Genomic DNA, 12,517 nt, shown 5'->3' with positions numbered 1-12,517 from the left:
GGGAAATCAAGCAAGCATGGTGATGGCGAGCCGATCGATCTCGCCTGTCCGACGCTATTTTGCCTCGGTGCCCGGTTGCCGGCCCGGCAAATCGCCCGGCTTGATCACGGGCATGGAACCGCTTTGATCCGGCTTGACCACCGTCCCAGTTGCATCACCCGGCGGCTTGATCACGCCGTCGTTCTTCTGAAGCTTGTCCGAGAGGGACTGATCCTTCGGCGGCGCATCGGCGCTCGGCCTTACCCGGTCCGGGGGCGTCTGGGTTGCCGGGGGCAGGGCGGGGTCGGTGTCCTGCTGGCGCAGGGGAGCGTCGGGGTTCTGGGCCAGGGCCACACCGCCGGTCAGCAGCACCGCGATGGCGGTGGCGGGCAGGTGGGAGAGACGAAACAGGCTCGGCAACGCAGCCTCCTTGGTCGAGAACGAAGTCCCAGCCAAACAGGTGGCAGCCCAAACCGTTCCGCCGCAGGGGCAATCGGAAGGACACTCCCGTCATTGCGAGCGCAGCGAAGCAGCCCAGGGATGCGCCACGTCCTGGGTGGGCCCGCTACCCTGTGTTGCTTCGCTGCACTCGCAATGACGTGGCGCGAGACGGAGATGTCGAGGGAAACGAAGCGTCCGAGCCTTAACCGGCGCGGGCGATGTCCAGGTAGAGTTCCCTCAGCCGCCGGGTGAGGGGGCCGGGCACGCCATCGCCAATGCGGCGGCCGTCGATTTCGATCACCGGCATCACGAAAGCCGAAGCGCTGGTGTAGAACGCCTCGGTCGCCTCCAAAGCCTCCGCGACGGGGATCAAGCGCTCCTCGATGGCGAGGTCGGCCTCAGCGGCGAGCCTCAGGACGCTGGCCCGGGTGATCCCGGGCAAAAGCGCCGTCGAGAGGGGCCGCGTCACGACGGTGCGGCCGCGGATGATGAAGGCGGTGGAGGAAGAGCCTTCGGTGATGGCCCCATCCTCGACCATCCAGGCCTCCGACACGCCCGCCTCGACAGCCTGCTGCTTCGCCAGCACCTGAGCCAGCAGCGCCACCGACTTGATGTCCCGGCGCTTCCAGCGGAGATCCTCGACGGTGACGACCCGCGCTCCCTTCTCGGCCAACGGGTTGGCGGCCACGGTCTTAGCCTGCGTGAACATCATTACCGTGGGGGCGGTGTCGGCGGGCGGGAAGGCGAAGTCACGCTCCGCCACGCCCCGGGTCACCTGCATATAGACGAGGCCCTCCGTGACGCCGTTCCGGCTCATCAGCTCGGTTTGCAGGCGCTCCCACTCGGCAGCATCGTGGGGATTGCGAATCCCGATTTCACCAAGCGACCGGTCGAGCCGGGCGACGTGCGCGGCATTGTCCACAAGGCGGCCGCCGAGGATGGCGGACACCTCGTAGATACCATCGGCGAAGAGAAAGCCGCGGTCCATGATCGGCACCCGCGCCTCATCGAAGGGCAGGAATTCGCCGTTCAGGTAGACGATGCGGGACGCGCTCACGGCGGTGTTCCTCAGGTTACGATGGACAATGGGGAGTGCAGGATTCGTGCGCGTTGGTCACGCGCGCCCGAAGACGCGGGCGAAGATCGTGTCGACGTGCTTGAAGTGATAGCCGAGATCGAAGCATTCCTCGATCTGCTCAGGGGTCAGCGCCTTCGTCACTTCGGTGTCAGCCTTGAGGAGGGTGAGGAAATCACCCTCGCCGCGCCAGACGGGCATCGCGTTGCGCTGGACTAACCGGTAGGCATCCTCCCGGGAGACGCCGGCCTGTGTCAGGGCCAGCAAGACGCGCTGCGAGTGTACGAGGCCGCCGAGCCGGTCGAGGTTCCGCTGCATATTCGCCGGATAGACGAGCAGCTTCTCGATCACGCCGGTCATCCGGGCCAACGCGAAATCCAGGGTGACTGTGGCGTCGGGTCCGATCATCCGCTCCACCGAAGAGTGGGAGATGTCCCGCTCGTGCCAGAGGGCGACGTTCTCCATCGCCGGCAGGGCGTAGCTGCGCACCATGCGGGCGAGGCCCGTGATATTCTCGGTGAGCACCGGGTTGCGCTTGTGGGGCATCGCCGAGGAGCCCTTCTGACCCTCGGAGAAGTACTCTTCCGCTTCGAGCACCTCGGTGCGCTGCAGGTGGCGAATCTCGATCGCCAGCCGCTCCAGGGACGACGCGACGATGCCCAGCGTCGCAAAGAACATGGCGTGGCGATCACGGGGGATGACTTGAGTAGAGACCGGCTCGGGCGACAAACCCATCTTCCGGGCGACGTACTCCTCCACCCGCGGGTCGATGTTCGCAAAGGTGCCGACCGCACCGGAGATGGCGCAGGTCGCGATCTCCTCCCGGGCCGCGACGAGGCGGGCACGGTTGCGGCTGAACTCCGCATAGGCCTGCGCGAGCTTCAGGCCGAAGGTCACCGGCTCGGCATGGATGCCGTGGGAGCGGCCGATGGTCGGCGTCATCTTGTGCTCCTGCGCCCGGTGCTTGAGGGCGTCGAGGAGGGCATCCACGTCGGCGATCAGAATGTCGGCCGCGCGGACGAGCTGAACGTTCAGGCAGGTATCGAGCACGTCCGAGGAGGTCATCCCCTGGTGAACGAAGCGCGCCTCCGGCCCGACGATCTCGGCGAGGTGGGTGAGAAAGGCGATGACGTCGTGCTTCGTCACGGCCTCGATGGAGTCGATGCGGGCCACATCGAAGGTCGCATCGCGACCCATCTCCCACACCTTGTCGGCCGCCGCCTTGGGCACGACGCCGATCTCGGCCAGCGCGGTCGTGGCGTGCGCTTCGATCTCAAACCAGATCCGGAAACGCGACTCGGGCGACCAGATCGCGGTCATCGCGGGGCGGCTGTAGCGGGGGATCATCGGGGCTGGCGTGCTCGACCGTCGGGGAACGGTCGGCGGGTAGCACCGCGGGGCGTGAAGCTCAATGCGCGCGGATGCAGGTGAGGGCGGCGCGCGCCTCGTTCTCTAGGCCCCGAGCAGGCGAATAGGGAGTAGCGAATAGCAAATAGGGAATAGGAAGCGGCGGCCAGCGGCGCGCGTCCCCGCCCGCACTATTCGCTATTCGCTACTCCCCATTCGCCTCAATTCACTCGACGCGCAACCAACCCGGACCCATCAACCGCTCCTGCGGCTTGAAACGGGCCTTATAATCCATCTTGCGGGAGCCATCGACCCAGTAGCCGAGGTAGAGGTACGGCAGTCCGATCTGTTTCGCCCGGCGGATATGGTCGAGAATCATGAACGTGCCGGGGGAACGCCCGGCCTCGGAGGGCTCGAAGAACGAGTAGACCATCGAGAGGCCGTCGGAGAGCACGTCCGTCAGGCACACCGCCATCGGCTCGCCCATGCCCCGGCCGGTGATCGCCGTATCGGGCCCGTGCCGACGGTACACGACAAGGTGTGTATCGACGTGGCTGTCCTCGATCATCATCGCGTAATCGAGCATGGTCATGTCGATCATGCCGCCGTCGTCGTGCCTGGCATTCAGGTAGCGACGGAACAGGGCATACTGCTCCGAGGCTGGACGGTTCTGCTCCGGCGCCCCGACCAGGTCGGCGTTCCGCGCCAGGACCCGCTTCTGGCTGGCGGATGGCAAGAAGTCGTCCACCACCACCCGGACCGACACGCAGGCCCGGCAGGATTCGCAGGCCGGCCGGTAGGCGATGGTCTGTGACCGGCGGAAACCGCCCTGGGTCAGGATCTCGTTGAGGTCGCGGGCCCGGCGGCCGACGAGGTGAGTGAACACCTTCCGCTCCTCCTGCCCGGCCAGATACGGGCACGGCGACGGCGCCGTGAGGTAAAATTGCGGGGTGTCGCGCGGATGGCTCGTCACGCTTCGTCGGGACCTCGGCGACAGCCTGGATGTCGCGTCTGAAGGCAGTCTACAGGGGACGCGGCCGGGCTCAATGCCTCCCGGTCTGCTAACCGGCAAAATGGTGCGAGGATGGCCAAGCGGTGACGCGATCCGTTGCCGCGCCTCGAGCCACGCCTCAGCGGGCGTGGACGACGGCGAGACCCAGGAGCAGGTCGTGGCCGAGGCGCCGGTCGGACCGGACGAGCCCGAAGGCCAAGTCCACGCACCACAGCAGGAAGGTTGAGACCGCGACGTAGAACAGCAAGGCGTGGACAGCCGCCGTGATGAGATCGACGGGCGCGCCGCTCTCCGGCGCAACGACCCTCAGGCCCATCATGCGCTGGCCCAAGGTGCTCTGGCGCCGGCCGCCGACAGTGATGGCGCTGTAGATGATCCCGCTCGCCGGAAGCACCGCGAACAGGGTCCAGCCCAAGCCGAAGGTCACGATGCCGATCACCGTGATCAGCAGGGTGAGGAGGGTCGTGAAGCCCAGGATGAACAGGATGTCGAGCAGGTAGGCGATCGTGCGCCCCCCTAGGCTCGCCCGCACGTAGGGGATCGGGAGCCCCCCGGCGAAATCGGTGGTGGCCGAACGGCCGGCGAAGGTGGTGCGGGAGTCGAACATGGGCAGCAAAACCTGCAAGCGGTGCAGCGATGACAACGTGGGAGCCGCCGCGGCTCGCGACAAGGGCCTGCTTAACGATGGGCGGGATCGCCTTCGGCCGCATCTGGCGTGTCGAGGTAATAGCGCTGAAGCATGTAAAGGGCGGGGCCAGACAGGGCCGCGCCGTCGGTGGCGACTTCCAGGAGCTTCGTCGCCCCGTCGAACCGGCAGGTGAGCCGATGCTGGCGGGTGCCTTCGTTGTAGTCGACCCGGGCGGTACCGGGGGCCGGACCCAGCCCGGCACCGAGGAAACGGACGCCGGCTCCCGTCGCCACCGCCGGCAAAGCCCGGCGGCAGATCGCAACGCGGTCGCGGCGCATCGTGTCCTGGCAGGCCGCCAGCCCGCCGAGGAAACCCGCCACGATGCCACCGGCCAAAATCCACCGGTGCAGGCGCTTCACGGGAGGGTCACCGGAATCGGGACGCTCAGAGGGCCCGCAGCCGTTCCGCCACCCGCGGGGCGTGGTAGGTCAGCACCCCGTCCGCGCCAGCGCGCTTGAAGGCGAGCAGCGCCTCCACCATCGCCCGCTCGCCATCGAGCCACCCGTTGCGCGCGGCGGCCTCGATCATCGCGTACTCACCCGAAACCTGATAGGCGAAGGTCGGCACCTCGAACGTGTCGCGGACCCGACGGATGATGTCGAGGTACGGCAAGCCCGGCTTCACCATCACCGAGTCGGCCCCCTCCTCAAGGTCGAGGGCGACCTCGCGCAGTGCTTCAGCGGAGTTGCCGGGGTCCATCTGATACGTGCGCTTGTCGCCCACCAGGGCGCTCTTCGTGCCGATCGCATCCCGGAAGGGGCCGTAGAACGCGCTGGCGTACTTCGCCGCGTAGGCCATGATCTGGACGTCGAGGAATCCGGCCTTGTCGAGGGCGCGGCGAATGGCGCCGACTCGCCCGTCCATCATGTCCGAAGGCGCGATGACATCAGTCCCGGCCTCGGCCTGGATCAGGCTCTGCTCCACGAGGACGGCCACCGTCTCGTCGTTGAGGATGGCGCCGTCCCTCATCAGACCGTCATGGCCGTGGCTGGTGTACGGATCGAGGGCGACATCGGTGACGACACCGAGTTCCGGGAACTCGCGCTTCACGGCTCGCACCGCCCTGCAGACGAGGTTCTTGGCGTTGAGCGCCTCCGAGCCCACCGGGTCGCGCAGGCTCGCATCGGTGAAGGGGAAGAACGCGATGGCCGGGATGCCGAGGCGGACGGCGCGCTCCGCGTCGCGGACGATCTCGTCCACGGTCAGGCGCTCGACCCCCGGCATCGAGGCCACCGGCTCGCGCTTGCCCTCGCCCTCGATGACGAACATCGGCCAGATGAGGTCATCGACCGTGAGGGTATGCTCGCGGACGAGGCGACGGGACCACTCCGCCTTCCGATTACGACGGGGACGTTGGGTAAGGCCGAGCCCCCCACTGCGGTTGTCCTCCCGCACGGCTGCATAGGCGAGGGGGCGGGGTTCCGGGTTTCTGTCCGACATGCGCGCGGGTGTCCGGGGCTCGAAGAGGCGGCCGGGCGGGAGGCTCCCGCGGGACGGCCGCGACAGGCGTCGGAGGCATCGCGTTCCGACGCCTCCGCGTAGCACGCCGTATGGGACCGACCCAAGCCGCCGATCGCAAGGCAGGGCTGCCGCGCGTTGACGGCGCAGGTCGGACGGGCTTCAACCCCCTCTGGACAGGGCGCGGCCCGCGCACCGGGGAGAGAGCGACGTGACAACCGACCGGAGCCCAACCCAGCGGAGCGCGGCACCTTGCGCGGCCTGATCCCCCTGCGCAGCAAGCCCGCACGCCCGGGAAGCCTGCTCGGCGACCGGATCGAGCGCGACGCCTCGCCCCCGCCCAGCACCTGGGACACGGCGCTCATCTGGTTCATGCGCCTGACCGCCCTCGCTTGGCTCGCCAAGGCGATCTTCGCCTGGGCCACGATCCTCGACGTGCGCCCCGGCGCGCAGCCCTTCGAGGCCGAGCCGTTCGGCCGGCAGGCGGCCATCGTGTATTTCGCCGTCGTGGACGCCGTGGCGGCGAGCGGCCTGTGGCTGACCAGCGCCTGGGGCGGCGTCCTATGGCTGCTGGCGGTGACATCGGGGCTCACCCTCGCGATCCTCACGCCGCAACTCGTGCCCATCTCGACACCGTTGCTGATCTTCGGCGTCCTCGTCGTGCTGATCTACTTCCTGTTGTCGTGGCTGGCGGCCAAGGAAAATCGCTGACGTCTGGCATGGACAGGCAGGACCCGCCGGCCCTCCCGCAGCGCTGCCCCTCCCCGACAGGATTGCCGAAAGCTTTCCGCAATGCTGCCGGGCTTCACCGGCGAGGGTGAACGAAATCTTCCTTTAATTCATTCAGTTTGTCTTTACTCACACAGGTAAATCAGGAATTCATCTTGCCGCTTAAATCGTCTTTCATTCCCCGGCGATAGCTTTGCCAACATAAGCGGTGACGGCCCATACGAACACCGCAACGTCCATCAGGGATTGCATCGATGAAAAGCCAGAGCGCACGAACCCAGCCCGCCGCTTCCGAAGAGCCCGCGCAGCCGCACAACTCCTACTTGGAAGCCCTGCATCTCGTCGAACGCCTGCATCGCCGGCTGCTCGATGTCATCAAGGACGAGTTCGAGCGGCGCGGCCGGGAGGACGTCAACAGCGTCCAGGCGCTCCTGCTCTACAACATCGGCGACAGCGAACTCGCCGCCAGCGAATTGCGGACCCGGGGCTACTATCTCGGCTCCAACGTGTCCTACAACGTGAAGAAGCTTGTGGAGGCCGGATACCTCCACCATGCCCGGTCCAAGACCGACCGGCGTTCCGTGCGCATCAGCCTCACCGACAAGGGGCGCCAGATCCACGACATCGTGCAGCAACTCTACGACAAGCATTCCCGCACGATCGCGCCGATCGGCGGCATCTCGGACGACGATTTCGAGCGGCTCAACCGCGCCCTCGGCCGTCTGGAGCGGTTCTGGACCGACCAGATCCGCTACCGTCTCTAGGGCGCGACAAGGATGACAACGGCCGCGACCGCCGCCCGGGTTCACCCGGCAGGCGGCCGCTTCTGGGGGAGAATTCCCCGGATCAGAGGTGAAGCAGACCGGCGATGCCCGCGATGACGGCGTAGGCGAAGCCCGCATTGATGGCCACGCCGAAAAGGCCGACAGCCAACCCAGCCAGGACCACGATGCCGTCGCGCTCCACCAAGCCGAGCCCGACGAGGCAGACCGCGAGGCCAAGCGGGATCTGACCGATGAGCGGCGCAGCGACGATTAGCGCCAGGGCGAGTGCCAGCAGGGCCACGCCCATCCCTCGCATGCCGATCGCCGTCTCGAAGACGCTCAGGCGCGGCCGCGACCACCGTTCCAAGCGTCTGAGGATCGGCACGGCCCTCGTGACGGCGCGCTTGACGTCCGACTGTTTGATCGACTGACCAAGCAACCGCCGGGGCAACCAGGGTGCGGACATCCCCGCCGCGATCTGGATGGCGACGAGCAATAGCAGAAGACCGCAGACGAGGGGGATCGGCGGCGGCATGGGAAGGCAATTTGGCAAGCCCAACAGCACGACGAGCAGGGCAAATGCCCGGTCGCGCAGGACCGCCACGATGTCCGCCACCGTGAGGCGCTCGCCTTCCTGGCTCGCAAGCACGGTGAGGACGTCCGAGGTGCGAGCACCGTAAGACACGTCCTGTCCAACCTTCGCTGTCTTGGCGCGGGCTCTATCCGAGATCGCCGCCCGAGCCAAGGGTTGCAGCCGATGCCGCCGTATTTCGTCACGTCGAAACATGGCGGCAAATAAACTTGACGTTACGGACATAAAAAGAACATAATACCTCAAGTTTTCAACCGCAACCGCACTATGATACTTTCAAAAAAGACAACTCATTGCAAAATATTTTGAGGATATAGCGGTTCATATCTTGCCTTCGAACGTGGGCGCGAACTAAGAGCAGCAAAACCCCGTGGGGGCAAGTTGTGCGCTCACGATCGTCCTCCAAGTCGATTTCGCGTGGCTTATGCCGCGTCGGCTTTCTCGTGCTCCCGTCAGTATTGACTTGTGCCGAACCAGAAGCTGCGGAGCTGGACACGCTCCTGTTCGGCAGCTTGGACGGCGGAGCGGGGACATTCGCTTCCGCTGGGGCGAAGATTGCGGCCGGCTCATTGGCGGAAGACGGACTTCTGTCGCTCCTGACCGTCGGCGGTGGGGTGAGAGGCGAGCGGATTGCCTGTGGTTGTGGCCGGAATCACACGCTGCTCCGAGAGACCGGGATCTCTTCGGCGCTGCTCGGCTACCAGTGGTACTTGCCGGAGGGTGTCGTCGCCGCTTTTCTCGGGGGCGAGACCGTCGTCGAGAAAGTCGGTCCCGTCACCTTCGAGACCCGTGAGGGACTGCGCTTCCAAGCGGAGGCATGGTTGCGGCCCACGGAATTGTCGCTCGTTACGGGGACCGTCATCGCCGGGACGGCGCGGGGCGACGGCTGGGGACGGATCGCCTGGGGCTACCGCCTGTGGGACGCCTATCTCGGGCCGGAGGGAAGCGCCTATCTCGATGCCACGGGCTACCGGAAGGCGGCGGCGGGCGTCCATGCCACGGATGTCGCCCTGGCCGACATCAAGCTTCGTCTTTCGGTGGGATTGCAGTGGGAAACGGGGCGCCACGCGCCATCGCCCTACCTCGCCGTTTCCGCCTGGGCGCCCTGGTGATCCGCGTCAGGCGACAGCGTGGCGAGGAAGGTCGCGGCATCCTGCCGGATCCGATCCCGCCGGGCGTCGTCCATCCCGGCGAGCGTCCGGTAGGGCATGGCCATCCGCTGGTTCGACGCCAGCTTCTCCTCGTTCTCGATGAGGAAATTCCAGTACAGGTAATTGAACGGGCAGGCGTTCGGCCCCGACTTCACCTTCACGTCGTAAGCGCAGTCCCGGCAGTAATCGGACATCCGATCGATATACGCGCCCGAGGCAGCATAGGGCTTGGAGCCCATGACGCCGCCATCGGCCCACAGCACCATCCCGTGGACATTCGGCAGTTCCACCCATTCATAGGCGTCGGCGAAGACCACGAGGTACCATTCCTCGACCTCGGCCGGATCGAGCCCGGCGATCAGGGCGAAATTGCCGGTGACCATCAGGCGCTGGATATGGTGCGCATAGGCGTGATCGCGGGTCTGGCCGACGACCTCGCGGAGGCAATTCAGCTTCGTCTCGCCCGACCAGTAGAACCACGGGAGCGGCCGGGACGCGTCCAGCGCGTTCGTGTCCCGGTATTCGGGCATACGCGCCCAATAGAGCCCACGGACATATTCTCGCCAACCGAGTATCTGCCGGATGAAACCTTCGGCGCAATGCAAGGGCACCGCACCTTCGCGATGCGCCGTCTCCGCGGCCCTGCAGACCTCCTCGGCGGTGAGCAAGCCCGCATTCAATGCCGGGGAGAGGAGGGCGTGGTAGACGAACGGCTCGCCGGCCTTCATCGCGTCCTGATAATCGCCGAAGGTCGGCAGGCAATGGTCGATGAAGTGCTTCAGGGCCGCTAGGGCGTCCGCCCGGGTGACCGGCCAGGAAAAGGCGCCGAGATCGCCGAAGTGATCGGAAAATTCCTTCGCGACGAGGGCGATGGCGTCCCGTGTGATGCCGTCCGGCTGGAATCCCATCCGGTCGGGCAGACGGTGATTCTTCGGCAGGCGCTTGCGATTCTCCGCATCGAAGTTCCAACGGCCGCCGAGGGGTTCGCCCCCCTCCATCAACAGGCCCGTTCGCTTGCGCATGCCGCGGTAAAAGGTCTCCATCCGCAGATGGTGGCGGCCCTGCGCCCACCGGGCGAAGTCCTCCCGGGGGCAGAGGAACCGGTTATCGGGCCGGATCTCGACCGGGACCGACAGCGTGTCGCGCCAGCCCTGCATCATTGCCCAGACGCGCCATTCGCCGGGCTCAGTGACCACCACGCGCCGGACCGAATGGCGCTCCAAGGCCCGGCCGAGTTCCCCGGTAAAACTGCCGGTGTTGCCGTCATCGGTGAGGCGCACGTAATCGACGTGGATGCCCTCCTCACGCAACTCGGCCGCGAAATGTCGCATGGCCGCGAACAGGAAGGCGATCTTCTGCTTGTGGTGGCGGACATAAGTCGCCTCGTCCCGCACCTCGACCAGCAGAACGACATCGTTGTCCGGGTCCAGATCCACGAGGCTCGACACGCGCCGGTTCAATTGATCGCCGAGGACGAGGCGCAGGTGCCCCCCCTTCTTCGCCGTGCTGCCGGTGGATCGGCTCACCACAATTCTGCTCCCTATCGCCCGGGCCGGGCATCGCGACAGCCCTTGTTCCCGCGCGGCCCGAAATCACGGTAAGACGGGCCGGTTCCTCACGGTACCGGGCGTACCCGGCCTTTCCCGAACCACGAAGTCGCAGGCCACCCATGAAATTCGCCTTTGCCGGCATCGATTTCCTCGGCGGCGTCTTCGAGGCGCTGATTGGAGCGGGTTGGACGCCGGTGAAGCTGTTCACCCGGCCCTGCGACGGCATCTACGATCACAACGACACGGTGGTGGCCCAGGCCCGCGCGGCACGGATCCCGATTCAGCTCTCGAAGATCCAGCAGGCGGATCTCGATGCCCTGCACGCGACCCACGGCCGCGATTGGGCCCTCGTCGTCGCCGGCTATCCGTGGCTGATCCGTGGGTGGCGGGGAAAAGCGAATTACGCCCTCAATCTGCATCCATCGCCGCTCCCGACCGGCCGCGGCCCCTACCCGTTGTTCCGGGCCATCCTCGATGGCTACGAGACCTGGGGCGTCACGGCCCATGTCCTCGCCGAGAACGGGTTCGATACGGGCGACATCCTCGCCCAGGAGATTTTCCGCACAAGCGCGCGGGAAACGCATGAATCGCTCCTGGCCAAGTGCCAGATGTCCGCCACCCGCCTCGCGGCCGGCCCGCTGGCGCGGGACCTTCCGAACCGCTGGAAGCGTGCGGAGCCGCAGGGCGACGGTTCCTATTGGGCACGGGCGAGCGACGCGGACCGAACGCTGGATTTCCGTCAAGATGTCGAACCGATCCTCAGGCGTGTGCGCGCCTTCGGCACCGTCGAGACGCTCGCCCGCCTCGGCGACGTCCGGGCCTTCGTGGCGGAGGCCCACGGCTGGACCGAAGCGCACGACCATGCCCCGGGGACGATCGTCCATCGGCACAGGCGCCACCTCGTGGTGGCGGCGCGGGACGGCTTCATCCAGATCCTGCGCTGGTCGCCGGTGTCCGTCATCGATGCGGTGCAGCTTGGGCGCTGAAACGCGAGCGCGCGAATACAATTCATTGCGCATGAGCGTTGTGAATAGCGTCGTCGTTATACAAAAGTCCGATCTTCCGTTCCCAACGATCACTATTTAGAAGCTGCTTCGAGGGGCGGCGCCGGGATGTGCCGGTCAGTCGCGGCTTCTGAGAATGTCACGTGCTGGGGATTCGCTCCGTCGGGGTGTGCCGCGAGGGGGAGTGCACGGCATGGGACGGAAACCGGAGGAACCTTCGACCGTCGGTGAAGCTGTCATCGTCTCGGGCATGGCCCTCGTGGTCGGGTGCTGCCTGTTCGAATGGCTGGTCGTTTCCCCCGAGCATCCGGCCCACGCTGTGCTGCGCGTCCTCGGTTCGGGCGTCGCCGCGTCGGTTGTCATGGCCGTTCTTCCCAGGCGGTGAAACGCCCGCGCATTTTGGGCTGGACAGGCTTGAGCGGAGGGCATAATCCCACTCCCTGCGCGGGCGTAGTTCAGTGGTAGAACGTCAGCTTCCCAAGCTGAATGTCGTCGGTTCGATCCCGATCGCCCGCTCCACTCCCCGATAGCCAGCGTTCCGCCGGGCCCAGGCGATCAGGGCGCTTGCATTCCCAGCGTCATTGCGAGCGCAGCGAAGCAAGCCAGGGTAGCGGGACGATTCAGGGAGATGCATATCCCGGGATTGCTTCGCTGCGCGCGCAATGACGCTTTGGCAAGGGACGCGGGTCAGAGCCGTCGCCTCATGCCACGTTCCCAGCACGCATTT

At 66.3% G+C, this 12,517-nt stretch carries 14 protein-coding genes and 1 tRNA gene; 6 read left to right on the top strand and 9 right to left on the bottom strand.

Going from position 1 to position 12,517, the window contains the following annotated elements; all coding sequences use genetic code 11:
- Positions 1-54 precede the first annotated feature (54 nt).
- From MFF22_RS14555 to hemB, 7 genes are all read right to left on the bottom strand, one after another.
- Positions 55-390, bottom strand: coding sequence for a hypothetical protein (locus MFF22_RS14555; protein ID WP_370877529.1), 336 nt, complete (start codon positions 388-390; stop codon positions 55-57).
- 232 nt (positions 391-622) lie between these two features.
- Entirely contained in the window at positions 623-1,477 is an 855-nt protein-coding gene (locus MFF22_RS14550; RefSeq protein ID WP_238249683.1) for a D-amino-acid transaminase, read from the bottom strand.
- A 57-nt stretch (positions 1,478-1,534) separates the two neighbouring features.
- Positions 1,535-2,842 carry an adenylosuccinate lyase gene (gene purB, locus MFF22_RS14545; protein WP_238249682.1) on the bottom strand — a complete coding sequence of 436 codons (1,308 nt, stop codon included), beginning with the start codon at positions 2,840-2,842 and terminating at the stop codon, positions 1,535-1,537.
- A gap of 226 nt (positions 2,843-3,068) precedes the next feature.
- Complete coding sequence (locus tag MFF22_RS14540) at positions 3,069-3,815, bottom strand: arginyltransferase (protein ID WP_238249681.1); 747 nt, start codon at positions 3,813-3,815, stop codon at positions 3,069-3,071.
- Positions 3,816-3,972: 157 nt separating this feature from the next.
- Positions 3,973-4,461 (bottom strand): RDD family protein, encoded by a 489-nt coding sequence (locus MFF22_RS14535; RefSeq protein ID WP_238249680.1) that lies wholly within the window; start codon positions 4,459-4,461, stop codon positions 3,973-3,975.
- 71 nt (positions 4,462-4,532) lie between these two features.
- Positions 4,533-4,901 carry a hypothetical protein gene (locus tag MFF22_RS14530; protein ID WP_238249679.1) on the bottom strand — a complete coding sequence of 123 codons (369 nt, stop codon included), beginning with the start codon at positions 4,899-4,901 and terminating at the stop codon, positions 4,533-4,535.
- 25 nt (positions 4,902-4,926) lie between these two features.
- Entirely contained in the window at positions 4,927-5,982 is a 1,056-nt protein-coding gene (gene hemB, locus MFF22_RS14525; protein ID WP_238249678.1) for a porphobilinogen synthase, read from the bottom strand.
- A gap of 270 nt (positions 5,983-6,252) precedes the next feature.
- On the opposite strand from hemB, the gene MFF22_RS14520 reads away from it, so the two are divergent.
- Positions 6,253-6,711 carry a DUF6163 family protein gene (locus MFF22_RS14520; RefSeq protein WP_238249677.1) on the top strand — a complete coding sequence of 153 codons (459 nt, stop codon included), beginning with the start codon at positions 6,253-6,255 and terminating at the stop codon, positions 6,709-6,711.
- Between the two features lie 272 nt (positions 6,712-6,983).
- The gene (gene ldtR, locus MFF22_RS14515; protein WP_238249676.1) at positions 6,984-7,493 is read left to right on the top strand and encodes a transcriptional regulator LdtR; all 510 of its coding nucleotides are present in this window, start codon (positions 6,984-6,986) and stop codon (positions 7,491-7,493) included.
- A gap of 82 nt (positions 7,494-7,575) precedes the next feature.
- Here ldtR and MFF22_RS14510 read toward each other — a convergent pair whose 3' ends face one another.
- A complete protein-coding gene (locus MFF22_RS14510) occupies positions 7,576-8,178 on the bottom strand; it encodes an exopolysaccharide biosynthesis protein (RefSeq protein WP_283206180.1) in 603 nt (200 codons plus the stop codon).
- A 290-nt stretch (positions 8,179-8,468) separates the two neighbouring features.
- Here MFF22_RS14510 and bcsS point away from each other — a divergent pair, with 290 nt between their 5' ends.
- Positions 8,469-9,197 carry a cellulose biosynthesis protein BcsS gene (bcsS, locus tag MFF22_RS14505; RefSeq protein WP_306424678.1) on the top strand — a complete coding sequence of 243 codons (729 nt, stop codon included), beginning with the start codon at positions 8,469-8,471 and terminating at the stop codon, positions 9,195-9,197.
- On the opposite strand, the gene MFF22_RS14500 is transcribed toward bcsS, so the two are convergent.
- Positions 9,164-10,762 carry a cryptochrome/photolyase family protein gene (locus MFF22_RS14500; RefSeq protein WP_238249674.1) on the bottom strand — a complete coding sequence of 533 codons (1,599 nt, stop codon included), beginning with the start codon at positions 10,760-10,762 and terminating at the stop codon, positions 9,164-9,166. The genes bcsS and MFF22_RS14500 overlap by 34 nt on opposite strands.
- Positions 10,763-10,905: 143 nt before the next feature.
- Here MFF22_RS14500 and MFF22_RS14495 point away from each other — a divergent pair, with 143 nt between their 5' ends.
- The 3 genes from MFF22_RS14495 (at position 10,906) to MFF22_RS14485 (ending at position 12,309) form a co-directional block, all read left to right on the top strand.
- Positions 10,906-11,772, top strand: coding sequence for a methionyl-tRNA formyltransferase (locus tag MFF22_RS14495; protein ID WP_238249673.1), 867 nt, complete (start codon positions 10,906-10,908; stop codon positions 11,770-11,772).
- A 211-nt stretch (positions 11,773-11,983) separates the two neighbouring features.
- Complete coding sequence (locus tag MFF22_RS14490) at positions 11,984-12,175, top strand: hypothetical protein (protein WP_238249672.1); 192 nt, start codon at positions 11,984-11,986, stop codon at positions 12,173-12,175.
- A 59-nt stretch (positions 12,176-12,234) separates the two neighbouring features.
- Positions 12,235-12,309, top strand: a tRNA-Gly gene (locus MFF22_RS14485).
- Positions 12,310-12,517 lie beyond the last annotated feature (208 nt).

Source organism: Methylobacterium persicinum, assembly GCF_022179525.1.
Classification (GTDB): Bacteria; Pseudomonadota; Alphaproteobacteria; order Rhizobiales; family Beijerinckiaceae; genus Methylobacterium; species Methylobacterium persicinum.
The sequence above is the reverse complement of the archived record's forward strand: the minus strand, read 5'-3'. Positions and strand labels throughout refer to the sequence as shown.